This is a genomic window from Cloacibacillus evryensis DSM 19522, from assembly GCF_000585335.1.
GTDB classification, from domain to species: Bacteria; Synergistota; Synergistia; order Synergistales; family Synergistaceae; genus Cloacibacillus; species Cloacibacillus evryensis.
Window position 1 is genome coordinate 1,600,916 of the sequence record NZ_KK073872.1, and the last position, 15,145, is coordinate 1,616,060.

7 protein-coding genes and 1 pseudogene are annotated in these 15,145 nt (G+C 56.7%); all 8 read right to left on the minus strand.

From position 1 onward, the window contains the following. Nucleotides 1–2: 2 nt before the first annotated feature. The 8 genes and pseudogenes from CLOEV_RS07080 to CLOEV_RS07110 all read right to left on the minus strand — a co-directional run bounded on the left by CLOEV_RS07080 (nucleotide 3) and on the right by CLOEV_RS07110 (nucleotide 14,815). A complete protein-coding gene (locus CLOEV_RS07080; protein ID WP_034442768.1) occupies nucleotides 3–2,804 on the minus strand; it encodes an ATP-binding protein in 2,802 nt (933 codons plus the stop codon). Beyond that, entirely contained in the window at nucleotides 2,801–7,504 is a 4,704-nt protein-coding gene (locus CLOEV_RS15935; RefSeq protein ID WP_342667591.1) for a PAS domain-containing protein, read from the minus strand. Before CLOEV_RS15935 ends, CLOEV_RS07080 begins: the two co-directional genes overlap by 4 nt. Continuing rightward, a pseudogene (locus CLOEV_RS07085) lies at nucleotides 7,490–9,124 on the minus strand (putative bifunctional diguanylate cyclase/phosphodiesterase); the annotation flags it as partial. The pseudogene CLOEV_RS07085 and the gene CLOEV_RS15935, both read right to left, overlap by 15 nt. Nucleotides 9,125–9,126: 2 nt before the next feature. After that, on the minus strand, nucleotides 9,127–9,489 hold the full coding sequence (locus tag CLOEV_RS07090; RefSeq protein ID WP_051484948.1) for an Hpt domain-containing protein: 363 nt from the start codon (nucleotides 9,487–9,489) through the stop codon (nucleotides 9,127–9,129). Beyond that, the gene (locus tag CLOEV_RS15940; protein ID WP_051484949.1) at nucleotides 9,476–12,709 is read right to left on the minus strand and encodes a response regulator; all 3,234 of its coding nucleotides are present in this window, start codon (nucleotides 12,707–12,709) and stop codon (nucleotides 9,476–9,478) included. Before CLOEV_RS15940 ends, CLOEV_RS07090 begins: the two co-directional genes overlap by 14 nt. Nucleotides 12,710–13,370: 661 nt before the next feature. Then, nucleotides 13,371–13,637, minus strand: coding sequence for a hypothetical protein (locus CLOEV_RS07100; protein ID WP_156938376.1), 267 nt, complete (start codon nucleotides 13,635–13,637; stop codon nucleotides 13,371–13,373). 4 nt (nucleotides 13,638–13,641) lie between these two features. Then, nucleotides 13,642–14,478: an ImmA/IrrE family metallo-endopeptidase gene (locus CLOEV_RS07105; RefSeq protein ID WP_034442774.1), complete on the minus strand. Its 837-nt coding sequence runs from the start codon at nucleotides 14,476–14,478 to the stop codon at nucleotides 13,642–13,644. After that, nucleotides 14,471–14,815: a helix-turn-helix domain-containing protein gene (locus CLOEV_RS07110; RefSeq protein ID WP_008711635.1), complete on the minus strand. Its 345-nt coding sequence runs from the start codon at nucleotides 14,813–14,815 to the stop codon at nucleotides 14,471–14,473. Before CLOEV_RS07110 ends, CLOEV_RS07105 begins: the two co-directional genes overlap by 8 nt. Nucleotides 14,816–15,145: the final 330 nt, after the last annotated feature.

The window sequence follows — 15,145 nt, forward strand, 5'->3', positions numbered from 1 at the left end:
TGTCACCGGCCCAGCAGCGAGCTCAGCGTTTCGAATAATTTCTCGAAGTCGATCGGTTTGGCGACGTGCGCGTTCATGCCGGCCTCAAAGCATTCCCGCTTATCGTCTTCAAAGGCGTTGGCGGTTAGGGCGACGATGGGGATGGTCTTCGCGTCGGGCCTCTCCATGGCGCGGATCGCCTTTGCCGCCTCGATCCCGTCCATCACCGGCATTCTGATGTCCATGAAGATCGCGCCGTAATATCCGGGGGCGGAGGCCATAAATTTTTCAACGCCCTCTTTGCCGTTCTCCGCGCAGTCCACGACGCAGTTCATCTTTTGCAGGAAGCCCCTGGCGACGATGGTGTTCATATGGTTGTCCTCGCAGAGGAGGAGCCGCGTGCCTGCGGGGATCTCCCTTTGTGCCTGGCGCGCCGCCTCTCTCGCCGGCTCTCCGGCGCATCTCTCAAAGGCCAGGCAGACGGTGACCGTCGTTCCCGCGCCTTTGACGCTCCGCACCTCTATCGTGCCGCCCATGAGCTCCACAAGTCTTTTGGTGATGGCCATGCCTACCCCGCTGCCGCCGAAGTCCATCGTGGTGAGGTCCTTCTCCTGCTCGAACGGCTCAAATATTTGGGGCAGAAATTCCCTGCTCATCCCCACGCCGTGGTCGGTTATGACAAATTTATCACAGGCCCTGCCGCCGCTAAGTTCGCGGCATTCTATATCCAACTCCACGGTGCCGCCCTCATGGGAGAATTTGACGGCGTTGGACATGATGTTCATGAGGATCTGCTGGACCCGCAGCTTGTCCATCCTGACGAAGCCGTGATCCATGTTTTTGGTCCTGACGAGGCAGGCGACGTTTCTTTCTCTCGCGTAGGCCCGTATGAGCGCGAGCGTCTCTTCCGTCGCCGCGCGCGAATCGACGGGCCGTTCGTTGAGCGTGAGCTTGCCGGCCTCTATCCGGCTCATGTCCAGCGTGTCGTTGATGAGCCCCAGGAGGAATTCTCCCGCGCCCGTTATTTTAGCCATCGTCTCTCTGGCGGCGGCCGACATCTCCATCTCCTTCGCGAGCTCGACGAGCCCCAGTATGGCGTTCATCGGCGTGCGCATATCGTGGCTCATGCGCGAGAGGAATTCGGATTTTGCGGCGTTCGCGTGCCGCGCCTCTTCGGCGGCACGCCTGGCTTCCTCCTCTTTGAGCGCTATCCGCGTGATCGCCAGCTTTTGCAGCCTTAAATACCAGAGCCAGCCGCTCAGAAGGATGATGAAAAAGGCCGTGACGGCGGCCAGCAGCCAACGGTTTTCATAGAGCCGGTCTGGCAGGGTGGCGTCGTATTGCAGAAATGAGCCGTAGACGCGCACGATGCGGTCGGTCTCCGCGCGCGATATCAGGGCCATGCCGTTATTGAGCACGTTGTACAGTTCGTCCGGGGCGTCGGGCCGCATGGCGATGCCGTGCTCGATCGGACAGCTTAAGGAATAGGATACGTGCAGCCCCTCGTTTCGCGGGCTTTTCAGCCAATATTCCAGCTCGTACATGGTGGCGGCGTAGGCGTCGGCCTTACCGGCCTTCAGAGCGCCGATACATTCTTCGGACGTATCGCAGAGCTTGAATTTCATGCCTTTGAAATAAGAGGGCATCACCTTTCTGATCCCGTAGTTGGCTTTGGTCACGGCGGCGGTAAAGTCCTTGTCGTCGATCCTCCTGCCGCTATCTGTGACCGCCATCGCCGCCGTTACCGTGTAGAGCGGGTCGGTGACGCGTATCGGGACGTCGTAATATTTCTCCCCTACCGCCGGTACCGACAGGTCAGCGCCGCCGTCTTCAAGCATTGCCCGGGGAGATTCTCCGGCCCGCGCCGGCACGTATTCAAAACGCAGGCCGGTGACTTCGGAGAGCCGGTCCATCATCTTGATCGCCACTCCGTTGAAGCTGCCCGTCTTTTCGTCATACCATGAGAGCGGCTTGCGGTTGGTGAAGACGGCGACGCGCAGCCTGGGGGCTTTTCTGATGTATTCGGCCTCCCTGCGGGTGAGCAGCATGTTGCCGTAGAGCTGTCTGTTGGCGAGATAGCCGTATTGCTCGGCGATCATCTCCGGGTCGCGGGAGAACATCTCTTCAATGGCGAAGTCCAGCCTCTTCATGACCTCCGAGCCTTTTTTCGCCATGATGTAATTCGGGTCGGTGTTGTAGATGGATATGACTTTGAGGTCGCCGGTATATAGGTGCGTGTCGCCGCCGAAGGCGTCGATCTCGCCCCTTTTCAGCGCCGCGCGCAGGTCGGAGGCCGAAGGATATTCCCTCGTATCCGCCTTAAAGCCGTGTTTGGCCGCGTATTGTTCGTAAAGCAGCCTGTTCTGCGAGTCGTATTCAAAGCCGACGCGCAGTTTTTTCATAACGCCGTAATCGTCGAAATAGATATCTTTCATCTCCTGGGGCACGAAGACCGCCGCCTGTATCTGGCCGATGTTCTGCACGGAGAAATCATATAGTTTTTCCCTCTCCGCCGAGCGGCGCGCGTCCGTAACGATGTCGATGCGCCCCGAGAGCAGTCCCTCCATGCACTCGCCCCATGAGAGGCGGACATATTCATACCTGACGTTAGCGTACTTAGCGAGCCGTTCCATGAACCTCGCCCCGTAGCCCGTCATCTCACCGCCGTCGCTGAGGGCGATAAAGCCGTTGCTCTCAAAGACGCCGATGCGGACAGTCAGCGGAGCCTCGGTCTTAGGAGCCGCCGCGCAGCAGATCAGGGGAAGGAGAAGGATGACGGCGGCGGCAAGCATCGCTTCCGCCGCGCGCCGCAGGTTTTTTTTCATCTTTGCCCCTCCTCCGGCGCAGGCCCGGCGGAGCCGTTTTTCCTCTCTGACAAAGAGCCTCTCTCCGCCCGCTTGATGTCGCTGATATCGTCGAGGCGTCCGACGACGCGGTAGACCGCTCCCTCGTCGTCGGCGAGGCTCACGTATTTCGCGCGGTACCAGCGCATGCCGTTCCCGTAATAATCCCACTGGAAGTCAAATGTGCCGCGCGTCGGCGCCGAAGAGGCCAGCTTCAGCGTATCAAGGAAGCTGTCTCTTGTGTCCTCCTGAATGTGGTCGTTGGTGAGGACCTTTTTCATGTAACGTTCGACGACCTCTTCCGAGCTTCCGCCGGCGGGGTTTATCATAACTATGCGCATCACGTCCTCCTGCGGCGCGTAGTCGAAGGTTATCATGTCGGCCGATTCGCTGAGTATCTTGTACATTTCCGCCTGCAGCATGTATTTCTGTTCGTTCTCGACCTCGGCGCTGACGTCCGCGAGTATGGCGTAGCATAGGGTCGTGCCGTCCTCCTTTTTGTTCATGCTGTATGTGGCGCGAAGCCAGAACTCGCCGCCGTCTTTTCTGTGGGCGCGTTCCCTCCTGATGACTAGCGGCTGTCCGGAGAGCATTTTTTCGACGCTGCCCCGGGGCAGGGCGTCCAAGTCGGGCATGAACCCGATCGGCTCGCTGTTGGCGATGCGGAGGTTGCATTCATTTCTCGTGAAGCCGAACATTTCGCAAGTCCTGTCGCTGGTGTAGATCGGGTATACGTTTTTCTCCCTTATCTCATAGATCGCGACGCCGGCGGGTATGTTGGCGATTATCTGCCGCAGCCGGTCGGAAATTTCGTTGAGGGCCGCTTTCGCGCGCACCTCGTCGTCAACGTCCGTAAAGGTGCCGATGACGCGCAGCGGCCTTCCGCTTTCGTCTTTGATGAACGTGCCGGCCATCTTCGTCCAGCGGAAACTTCCGTCCGTCATCCGGACGCGCAGGACGCTCTCCGCGTAGGGCGCGCCGCTCTCGGTGTCGGCGAAGAATTTTTCCAGCAGCTTCTGGTCTTCTTCATGAACGAGCTGACGGTCGCCGGTGTTGGAGAGCATCTCCCGATAGCTGTAGAGGCTGCCCGCGTACTTGTGATAGGCCTCCGAACAGGAGAAGTCGCCGGTCTTGTAGTTCATTTCAAAGACGGCCGTTCCGGTCTGTTCGACGACGATACGGTAACGGTCCTGCGCTTCGGCCTGGGACTGGAGCATCAGCATCTCGTCTTTCAGCCGCTCCGCCCTTTTCTGCTCCGTGACGTTTTTCGTACAGCAGAGGTAGCGCCCCGCGTCGAGTTGCAGCAGCGTGCACTGGAGATAATAGAGCGAGCCGTCCGGCAGTGTGAGGCGGTATGTGAGCGTAGGCGCGCGTCCCTCAGAGAACGTCCTGCGGATGTATTTTATATCCGTAAATTTGGCAAGAGCCTCGCGGTCGTCTTTATGCACATAGCGTTCCGCCCACTTGTCTATGGTATCCCGCAGCTCGGAGGCCCCGCCGTCCGAGATCGAACGCGGGAACTTTGTCTGGAGCAGCGTGAACAGATCGTCGGTAAAGTCGAATTCGAGTATCTCGTCGTAGACGCAGGCCAATGTGTCGGCATAGCGCCGCAGGCTGCGCCTGTATTCGGAACGGCGGCTTTCGTTCGGGTCGACGGCGAAGCAGTCCGCGTCCGTACCGGTAATGATCACGGCTTTACGTCCGTGCCAGGCGAAGGGAGAGGCCTGCATTATATAGTGCTTGCCGTACCTGGATGTCATGGTCGGCATCGGCATGCCGGTTTTGCCGAGTTCCAGGAGGGGGCAGGCCTCGCACAGGGTCTCCCTGTTGGAGAAAGCCTTGTAGCAGATGTCCCCGGCTTTCGCGGCTCCGGTCTCGGCTTTGACGGCGTCGTTGCAGTAGAGCACACAGCAGGTATCCGGGTCTATGATGTAAATATAGGCCGGACTGTCGTTCATGGCGCGCAGTATATTTCCGGGCAGTTCCATCACGTATTTGCCGCGGCTTGAAAGGATGAATGAGCTGATAATGTGAGATATGACCCGCAGCGTGTTCTTTTGCGCTTCCGTCCAGTTCCTCGTCCCGCCGCACTCATCGAAACCCACGAAACCGTGAAATACGCCGGCCTCGATGACGGCGCACTGGAGGAGGGCTTTAACTCCCCGCGGCGCGAAGATTCCGCGCGCGCGGCCTGCGAGCTCGGAGGTGTCGGGGCATGAGAATATGTCGCCGCCGTTGAAATATTCGAGATATTTTTCCCGCATTCCGTCAGGATAGCGGCAATTCTGCCGGTTGTCTTTTTCCGGCGTCACGCCCTCGCCGCACCATTCAAAGGTGTTGGAACAGTGCTCGCAGTCGCCGTCTTCCTCAAAGACGTAGGCGCGGCTGACGTTGAACTGCCTGCCCGCCGCGGCAAGCACGGCCCGCACGGCGGCGCCCGTATCGGGAGCGCCGTCCAGCGTCCGCATTATGCCGTCGACGAGCGGGCGGTGATATGAGAGCTTTTCATAATCAAAGCCCGTAAGGGCTATGAGTTTCTCCGAGAGAGCCCCTTTGTTGTCTTCATGGACCTCGCTGACCTGTCCGATAATGCGGTAGATCTTGCCTGATTCATCGGCGATCGAGGCGGCCTGCGCGCGGCAGGTGACGAAGCCGTTCCCAAACCTGTCTCCGGCGTATTCTATCGCGTGACGCACCGGCGCCGCCAGCGCCTCGTTGAAGAAAGCGCGCAGCCGCGGGCGGTCCGCCGCGCTGACGGTTGGATTGTCCATCATCGTGGCGAGGTAGTTCTCGCAGGTCTCCTCCACGACGCCGGCATCTGCGTCTCCGCGCTGTATCTTCATTCTGTCTGCGGCCGGGTCGTAGTCGTAGACATGGACGCCGGTGCTGTTGATGAAGAGGCGGTTGCGTTCGTCCTCCTTGCGCCGCTCGTTGACGAGCATCTGCAGCATTTCATTCTCGCCAGCCAGACGCCGGGCGTTTTTTATCTCCGTAATGTCGCGTCTGCAGACCAGATAGGTGGGACCGTCGGCGCGCAGCAGCGTCGACGATATCCAGCGCGTCTCCCCGCCGGGCCCGGCGACGCGGTACTCCAGCGCCGAAGGCTCGCCGGAGCCGCCACCGAGCGCCGAGTAGAAGGCGCGGACCTTAGCGCCGTCCTCTTTATTCGCGAGCCGGCCGCAAAGCTCGGCGAGGTAACGGTCGAAAGTGAATACCTTGCCCTCGCCGCCGCTTTCGCCGTATTTTGAATAGCGCAGGAAGCTTGTCTTCTGTTCGGTGTTGAGCTCAAAAATTTCGTCATAAACGCTGAAGAGCGCGCTGTTCACCCGCAGCAGGCTTTCATGCTTGTGCTCTGTGATGTCCGAAAAGACCACCTGTACGCGGTCTTCCCCGTCCGCTCCCCGTACCCTCTGAAAAAGCGCCTGCAGCCAGCGGACGCTGCCGTCGGTGCGGATGATGCGGTGATCGCAGTCGGCTCGCCCGTCGCCGCCCGCCGCGCATACCTTCGCGATGCAGGAGCTGACAGAGGCTATGTCGTCGGGATGGACGTCTTTCAGCTTGTTGTTCCCGCGCACAGCCTCGACATAGGCCTCCCTGTCGGGGTAGCCGAATATCTTCCAGGCCGTGTCGTTGAAGCTGATCAGGCCCAAGGAGCCTTTTGTGATGTCGCCCGCCTTGAACTGCATGATGCCGCACGGAATGGTGTCATAGAGCGTCTGCAGCGTGGTCCGTTGGTTTTCCAGCTCGGACGCCTGCCTCGCGGCCACCTGCTCGCTTTTGACCTGGGCGTCGATATCCATGAGGATGCCGCTGGCATAGATCACGTTATGGCTCTCGTTGACGATGCGCGCCGTCAGCCGCACCCAGCGCCAGCTCCCGTCGGCGCAGATGTGCCGGAAAGCGGCCTCCAGCGTCGGCAGCCTGCCGTCCAGCAGTCTGTAGGCCTTGGCGATCACTTTGCCATAATCGTCCGGGTGGATCACGGACAGCGGCTCTTCCGCGAAGAGACGCTGATACTCTTCCCTGCCGTAGCCGAACATGGCGGCGGCGGTGTCGTTGAAATAAACGGTGCGGATCTCGTGTCCGTGCGCCTGATAGTCGAAGATGCCGCCGGGAACGCTGTCGATGATGGCGGACAACTGTTCTTTCAACCGCGTGTTGCGCGAGAGCAGCGTCATATTTTCCGTAATATTTTCGACCGAACAGTAGAGTATGTACCGGCTGATGTTTCTCGCGAGCAGCCTCATGCGCGTCCTGGTCCAGTATCTCGCGCCATTTTTTGAGAGGGGCAGCGAACACAGCTCACAGTTGCTCTCTTCGCCCGTCTCGATAGCCTTTCTGATCGCGGACATAAAGCGTCTTCTGCTCTCCGGTTCGAAGCGGTCCTGCAGCCGCAGTTGTTTGCCCTGGTATTCCTCGCGCGTGGTGCCGATGACCTCGAAATATTTTTCGTTGAGGCGCAGCGCTTCAACGTTTTCCCCGTCGTATTCGACGATGGCCGCTCCGCCGACGAAGCTGTTGAAGAGCAGCGTCGCCTGCGTGGAGGACGAGAGGAAGTTTTCCGCGCCCTGCACGTCGTCGAAATTCCGCTCCTTAGCTGGAACGGGGGCTGTTTCCTCCTCGCGCAGGATGGATTCAAAAGCCTCCGCCGGCATCGGCTTCGCATAGAAGTAACCCTGCATATAAATACAGCCTACGCTTCCCAGGTAGTCGGCCTGAGCTTTCGTCTCCACTCCTTCGGCGATCACCGGCAGCTTTATCCAGTGCGCCATGCGGATGACGGAGGTGAGGATGCTGCCGCCGCGCGAATCTTCCATGCCGCTTTCGAGAAACTTCATATCCAGCTTGAGCATGTCGACCGGCACTTACCGGAGCGTGTTCAGCGATGAATAGCCGCTTCCGAAATCGTCCATCTCCACGGCGAAGCCCTCGGAACGCAGCTTCTCTACCGTCTTGATGAGCTGTTCCGGGTTTTCCATATAGGACGATTCGGTTATTTCCAGCCGCAGCAGAGAGTGCGGCAGCCGGTATTTCCGGACCAGCCCGCTTATCGTTTTGCAGAGGTGCGGGTTGTAAATGTCGCGCCGCGAGACGTTGACCGATATGGGGACGACGGGCAGCCCCGCGTCGAGCCAGCCGCGCTGAAGGCGGCAGACCTCTTCCCAGACATATTCGTCCACCTTGCTGACAAAGCCGTTTCTCTCAAAGACAGGAATGAATTTTCCGGGGGCGATCAGCCCCTTCATCGGGTGCAGCCAGCGAACGAGTGCTTCGGCTCCGTGCAGGGTCTTTGACGCGTAGTTGTACTGCGGCTGCAGGTAGACGACGAACTGCCTTTTTTCCAGCGCGCGGTCCATTTCTCCCACGATCTCCTGCTCCTCGATCAGCGAGGCGCGCATCGATTCGTTGTAGAAGGCCGTGCGGCGCGAATAATCGTCTTTTGTCGACTTCAGCGCCAGCAGCGCCCGGTCGCACATCAGCGAAACGTCGAGCTCCGGGTCGTCCACCGCATAGACGCCGATACGCGAGACAAATTTGAAGTCCGTATGCAGCCCGGAGATGAATTTAGCAAGTTTATCCTCCACACCCGCGCAGTCGTAGTCCTCTGCTTTCATACAGGCTACGAAGTGGTCGGCCTCCCAATGTCCGTAGAGCGTTTTCTCGTCCGCGGCGCGGTAAGCCTCGCCGACCTTTGCGAGATACTCGTCGCCCGCGGCGACGCCGAAAATATCGTTGAAGACCTTGAAGCGGTCGATGTCCCAGCGCAGGATGAGATATTTTTCTTCAGGATGGGCCCGGATCATCTCCGACGCCTTGCGGCAGAAAGCCTGTTTGTTGTAGATGCCTGTTTTTTCGTCTATCTCCGATTGGCGCAGCAGCTGTTCCAGCATCACGCTGCGCGCCGCCGCGCGGTCGGCCTCGCGCCGGAGGACGATGTTGCGGACACGGTGCAGCGCTACCTGCGGGTTGAGCGGCTTGATCAGCACGTCGAGCGCGCCGCGGTCCAACGCCTTGAGCTGGCTCTCTTCCTCGTCGTTGGCGGTGGCGACCACGACGGGGATGTTTCTTAAAGATTCATCGGCGCGCATGGCCTCCAGCACGCCGAAACCGTCAAGCACCGGCATTTGGATATCGAGGACCACCGCGGCCATGTCCGGACGCCGCCGCAGTATCTCGAGGGCACGCGCGCCGTTCTCCGCCTGTTCGACGTAAAATTCGCCCGAGAATATCTTTGTGAGCAGCGCCCTGTTCGTAAACGAATCGTCTGCTACCAATATCGTATATTTCTCGTCCCTCGCCATCGCTATGCCTCCGACGCTTCCTTAATGCCCTCCCGCGCGGCGGTGTACGCTTTTTCGAAGCGTGCAAATCCGGCGGCTGTTTCCGCGCCGCCGATATCAGCGCCGCCGCGCAGCAGCGAGACAAGCTCGCAGGAGGCGGCGTAGAGGCCGGTCATATTCGAATTGCCGCTCGACCCCTTGAGCTCGTGGGCGCAGGAGAAGAGCGCCTCGCGGTCTCCGCGGCCGAGCGCCAGCCGCGCCTTTTCCAGATTGTCGTCGGTAAGGAACGCCATAAGCACCATCTCATACAGTTCCTGATCACCGAGAAAGCGGGCGAGGCCGCCTTTATAATCAATCCCGGCCTGTTGCAGTCTATTTATATTCATAAATTTTTCCTTCCTTCTTTGTAAATGCCCTTTCAAGGGCGGAGAGAAGAACGTCGAGTTCGATAGGTTTCGCTATATGGTCGTCCATGCCGCATTGCAGCGCCGCGGCGACGTCTTCAGTAAAGGCGTCCGCCGTCATTGCGAGGATGGGGATGGTTTGTGCCTCGGGGTGCGCCGACGCGCGGATGGCTCTTGTCGCTTCGTAGCCGTCCATCACCGGCATCTGGATGTCCATCAGTATCGCGTCGTAGAAGCCCGGCGCCGAAGCGGTGAACATCTCAAAGGCCTCGTGGCCGTTGACGGCTGTCTCGCAGAGGATGTTCGCCTTTTTCAGCAGCCCTTCGCCGACGATGCGGTTCATCCCGTTGTCCTCCGCCATCAGCACGCGGCGTCCCGTGAAGTCGAAGGCGGCCGCGGCGGGATCACTCTTTGCGAATTCGCCGCCGGAGAGCGTCATCAGCAGGTCGAAGAGCGTGGACTGGAAGAGCGGTTTGGTGACGAAACGGTCAGTCCCGGCCTCTCGCGCCGGCTCGTCCACCTCGGAATGGTCGTAGGCGGAGGCGATTATCACCACGGTCTTCCGGTCGTAGCGCGCGCGTATGCGCTTAGTTACCTCTATGCCGTTCATGCCCGGCATCTTCCAATCCACGATGCAGACGTTGTAGGGATCGTTTTCGGAGTCCGCCGCCGCCATCGCTTCCATCGCCTCCTCGCCGGTGGAGACGCTCGTGTGGCGCGCGCCGATGCGTTCCAGCACGGCCGAGACGTAGCAGAGGGCGTCTTTTTCATCATCCACCGCGAGGACGCGCAGCTTTTTAAAATCCATATAGGGCAGTTTTTCGTTTTTATTGCAGCTATCGAACGGCAGGCTGACCGTAAATGTCGTGCCTTCGCCCTTTACGCTTTTGACGTCGAGAGCGCCCCCCGTCATGCCGACAAGGTTTTTTACGATCGAAATGCCCAATCCGCTGCCGCCGTGCCGCCGCGCGGTATCGGCGCTCTCCTGTTCAAACGGCCTCCCCAGCCGCTCGATCATTCCCCGGTCCATGCCGCAGCCGCTGTCGGAGACCGTGAAGCAGAGGAATGTCTTGCCCTGCCGCCGCTCGCCCCACTGTTCGACCGAAAGCCGCACTTCCCCGCTGTCGGTGAACTTCACTGCGTTGGAGAGCAGATTCATCAAAATCTGGTTGACGCGCAGCTGGTCGCCGACGAGCCATTCGTCCACGGAGCCGGAGAGCTTCGTCTGAAAGCCGATGCCCTTCGCCTTGCACTGGGCGTAATATACGGTGGTGAGCGAAGATATAAGCTGCTTGAAGTCAAAGGGGGCGTGGGCGATCTTGAGCTTCCCCGATTCGATCGCCGACATGTCGAGGATGTCGTTGATGATCGAGAGCAGCACGCGCGAGGAGATCGCCACCTTATTCAGATCCTCCCTGACCTCCCGCGGGTCGTCGGCGTGATCCGCCGCCAGCGTGGTGAGGCCGATGATGGCGTTCATCGGCGTGCGTATCTCGTGCGACATGCGCGCGAGGAAGTCGCTTTTGGCGTTAGAGGCCACTCTTGCCTGCTCGTAGGCTTCGGCGAGCTGAACGTTCTTGGCCTGCAGCCGTTTCATATTTTTGTGGCGGATGACGAGGATGAAAATAAAAAGGCCGAAGGCGATAAGCAGCAGCGCGCCGATTAGCATGATCGGCGCGCGGAATTTGTAATATGTGTCGAGCCAGGTTATCCGGTATGGCTTAGAGATGGTGTTTGCCACGATCACTTTGTTGAGTTCGTCGGCGGTGAGCGAGGCGATCGTTTTGTTGAGCACCGACAGCAGCAGCGTCTCTTTGTCTCCCGGCGTTATAAACCTCATCTCTTCGTTTATCTGGAAGACGGGGAATATTTGCAGCCGGTCGAACCGCGGGCTTTGCAGCGCCTCTCCGGCGATATAGACATTTTGCAGTATGATGTCCGCCCGCCCCGACCGGATGGCCTCGAGACAGGTCTCGTTTGTGCCGTAAGTCATGATTTTCGCGTTGGGGTACAGATACTGCAAGGCGACGTTGCCGCTTACGTTCCCAAAGGGGACCGCGATCCTCTGTACCTGCCCGGTATTGAAACTCCAGTTTTTACGGCCCACTGTCGCGAGCGAGGTTATCAAGGCGGCGTCGCTCCGCGCCAACCCCGGCGACAGATTGTTTGCGCGTGAATACATCACGCCTGCGATCGCCTGGCCTCCCGTTTTGTCGAACCAGTCCGCCTCGCGCATACCAGCGGGCAGAAAATCGTATTTAAATCTGAGCCCGCTCTTTTTTGCGATCAGCTCACAGAGGTCGATGAAAATGCCGGAGGTCTTGCCGGTCGCCTCGTCGCGGTACGCGAAAGTCTTTCTGCCCGGGAGCTGGCCGATAGTTATCGTCCCCGAATTAAGTACAAATTCGGCCTCTTCGCGCGTGAACGGCGTCACCGTGCGCTCCGGATAGTATTTCTGATAGAGCAGCGGCAGAAACGAGGGGTCGTCCATCTTGATCTCGTTGAGCGCCGCGTCCAGTTTCTTAAGATTAGGGTCCCCGGCCCTCATGGAAATGTGGTTGGAGACGGAGTTAAAGCGCGCGAGCACCTTCATGTCGCCGTCCATATCCATGATGTTGGAGATGAGCGCGTCCGCCTCCCCGCTGTCAAGCGCCTCGCGGCAGCGCAGGTATTCGTCGTAAAATACGAGATTTTTTCCCGTGACGCCGATGCCGTCCAAATACTTATGTATGGCCGTATTGTTGTAAAGGCTGCCCGATATCGCTATCTTGAGCGCGGAAAAGTGTCCGTAGTCTTTATAATAGAGGTCGCCGCGCGATTTCAGCGACATCAGCGCGTGATAAGTGTTGAGAACGCTTTCGCCGGTGTAGCCGAGCCTGCTGTTCGGAGAGGTCGGCAGCGTACCGGGCATACGGATGTCGGCTTCGCCGGAGAGCAGCATCTCTTTCGTCCGCTCCCAGCTGGAGGCCGGCACGTACTCGAAGCGTATCCCGCTGTACTCGCTGATCCTTTCCAAAAGTTCAACGCCGTATCCGCTCTCCGCGCCTTCGTGGCCGCGTTCAAAGAACCCATCCAACTCGTAGAAAGCTACTTTCAGCGTGGCGGCGTCGCCTGTGCCCGGGGCCGCGAACGCTAAAAACAACAGGCAGGCGATTCGCAATACAATGTTTTTAAGCGGCGCCTTCGTCGGTTCTATCTTCAAATTACCCTCTCCTCCACGTGGGGAATGCCTGGGCAAACCGCCGGCGCGAGAGAATTTTTTAAGGAAGCGTTGACTGTGCAATGATCGTTAAGCTGTCGCCGGGCATCGCGCAAAGCACGAAGCTCCACCAAAAAGGCAAACAAAAACAACGACCGGCCTTCATCTGTTTTATACGCAGCCGGCGATATCTTTTTTAGTGGGGCGCATCCAGCTTATGAGCTACATTATAATACATTTATTCTGCTTCGGAATCACAATTTTACATTTTATATATAAATTATCTATGTATTATAAATAATTTGTGAGCTACCAACGTTATAAGGGGCGTTGCGGGAGGTTTTGCCGTCCTGATTTTTGTGAGTTACACGCACATTTATTTTTGGCGCAACCCTAAGGTTTTGAATACGTACAGTTGATCTGTCGCCTACAGAATACACCGTACTTTTTGTACAGTACATCAAATTTTATGCATGTCATTGTTTTTCTTATTCTAAAGGCCAGACAGATTTATCAAAATCTTCTTTCTTTTTTCCGGCGATTATCCATAGAGCCTTTGCTGTCTTTCGTTGAATGTCGATGTCACCATTATATGCCATCCCGATTATGTCAATAATTCTCAGACAGTGGATATCGTTTATCCCTATATTCAACCTGGAACTAATTATTGGCTGTAAGTTTCTCTCGTCGGTAGCAAATATCGTAATGCCGGTTGCTTTTGCATACGCCAGGGAACAACTTTAACCTTGCCGTTTTCAACCAACCACAGTAACTGTTCCACGGCGCAATGCGGCATCTTGACCTCGTCATAGGCACACGCGTGTATGCAAATATCCTTGGCCAGAAGCGGCAGTACTTCCCGTAGAAACGGGTATTTTTCACTGTTGCCCAGCTTAATGCATAGATCTGCGTCAATGATGATCCTATCCAATGGCTCACTCATCCATAATGCTGTCCAGTTCTTCGTCAGAAGGGAACTTATGAACAGGCGGCTCCTTAACCCCGACATCCTCCGGTTTCAAGCTGCTGACGCTGAGCAGATATTCAAGTTTCTCATAAGTTATGAGTTCAGCCTCATAGGCACTGACAGCCAATTCAACCATATTATCCATAGCAATGCGTCCATCTGTTTCCGGTATCGGCACAGAGTAACGTTTCCTGTACTTTGCTATATTTTCATCACTTTCAGCAAGAAAACGTTCTTTATTTTTTTGGTCTATCACGTCTATTTCCTGCAAGCGTTTTACCATTGTACGGTAGGGGACGATGAACAGTGATGCTAGAATTAAAATATCTTTAATCGTTATCTTGTTCGGAGAGATGCCATAAAGCTCTATTTCCTGCCGCAGTAACGCCGCATCGACAAGAAATTCGGCCGCAAACCGGTTTGCTTTCAGCTCATTGCGCCCTTCGTGTGATTCATCCAAAAGCGTGGCCGGGACGATATCCGCTTTGTCGCCATACCAGATGTGGTACAACTCATGCGCGGCGGCAAACACCTGGCAGTCGACAGGTATAGAAGTATTTATAGCCACAAATGGCTTATCGCCAACCTCTTCTCCTTTAGAGCCGATCATACGAGTGAATCCCCAAGGCGCGTCTCTGCCTAACGGATAATAAATGATCCTGGCGCACAGGCCTAGCATAGAGAAAACCTGTATGCCTATGATATCATACGTTTTTTTGTATTCGCCAAGTTTTGACCTAGCATTTTTTTGAAGTTCCGCTATTTCAAAACCAGTCAGTTTTCCGGCTTTGTTCTCTTTAACCATTAACAAGTTCCTCCAGCAAATGAATTTCGTCTATCGCGGAACGAATAAGATCAACCTTTTCTCTGGTCTTGCTGTCATGTATATTTCCCATGAAGCTAAGACTCTCCGGCAAAATCGTTTCCTTCCTGACGGCGAGAAGCGCGTCTGTCGTGGTGCCAAGCACGGAAGCGATTTGTGCCAATTCATTTACGTTGATCGCCTTATACCCTTTGATAATCTTATTCATCACCTGCTTGGATATAGAAAGAGCGTCAGCCAGCTCCTGCTGTTTGATTCCCTTCAAGCTTAGCTGTTCCTGGATATTGGCGCCGACCTGAGCATAGTCCATCGCATACATAAAATCACCTCCCTGTTTTTCATATTTGTATTATATAGTATGAAATTACAATGGGTCAATGTTTTGTTGACGATATTGAAGACAAAAACTACGTATTCGTGGACTTTAATATTTTAGCCTTGGGTTACTTGTTCTAGTATATAACATATGGAATATGGACTGTCACTTTGGTATTCCCAACCAACCCTTAACTTTTTAATTGGTATTTACAACTATTGTCTGCCGAGCAAGCTGCCCAGCCGCGCTTTGAACGGATTGCAATTCAAATTTCGAGCTCGGCGTCAAGCTGTCGTTCGGTAAGCGTACTCAAATCGACGGGACGGCTCGGCG

Bases quoted from the DNA above. Each gene is read 5' to 3' on its own strand.
- CLOEV_RS07105 (WP_034442774.1), bottom strand. From the start codon at position 14,478: ATGGTTAAAGAGAACAAAGCCGGAAAACTGACTGGTTTTGAAATAGCG.
- CLOEV_RS07110 (WP_008711635.1), bottom strand. From the start codon at position 14,815: ATGTATGCGATGGACTATGCTCAGGTCGGCGCCAATATCCAGGAACAG.
- CLOEV_RS15935 (WP_342667591.1), bottom strand. From the start codon at position 7,504: ATGCAGGGTTACTTCTATGCGAAGCCGATGCCGGCGGAGGCTTTTGAA.
- CLOEV_RS07080 (WP_034442768.1), bottom strand. From the start codon at position 2,804: ATGAAAAAAAACCTGCGGCGCGCGGCGGAAGCGATGCTTGCCGCCGCC.
- CLOEV_RS07090 (WP_051484948.1), bottom strand. From the start codon at position 9,489: ATGAATATAAATAGACTGCAACAGGCCGGGATTGATTATAAAGGCGGC.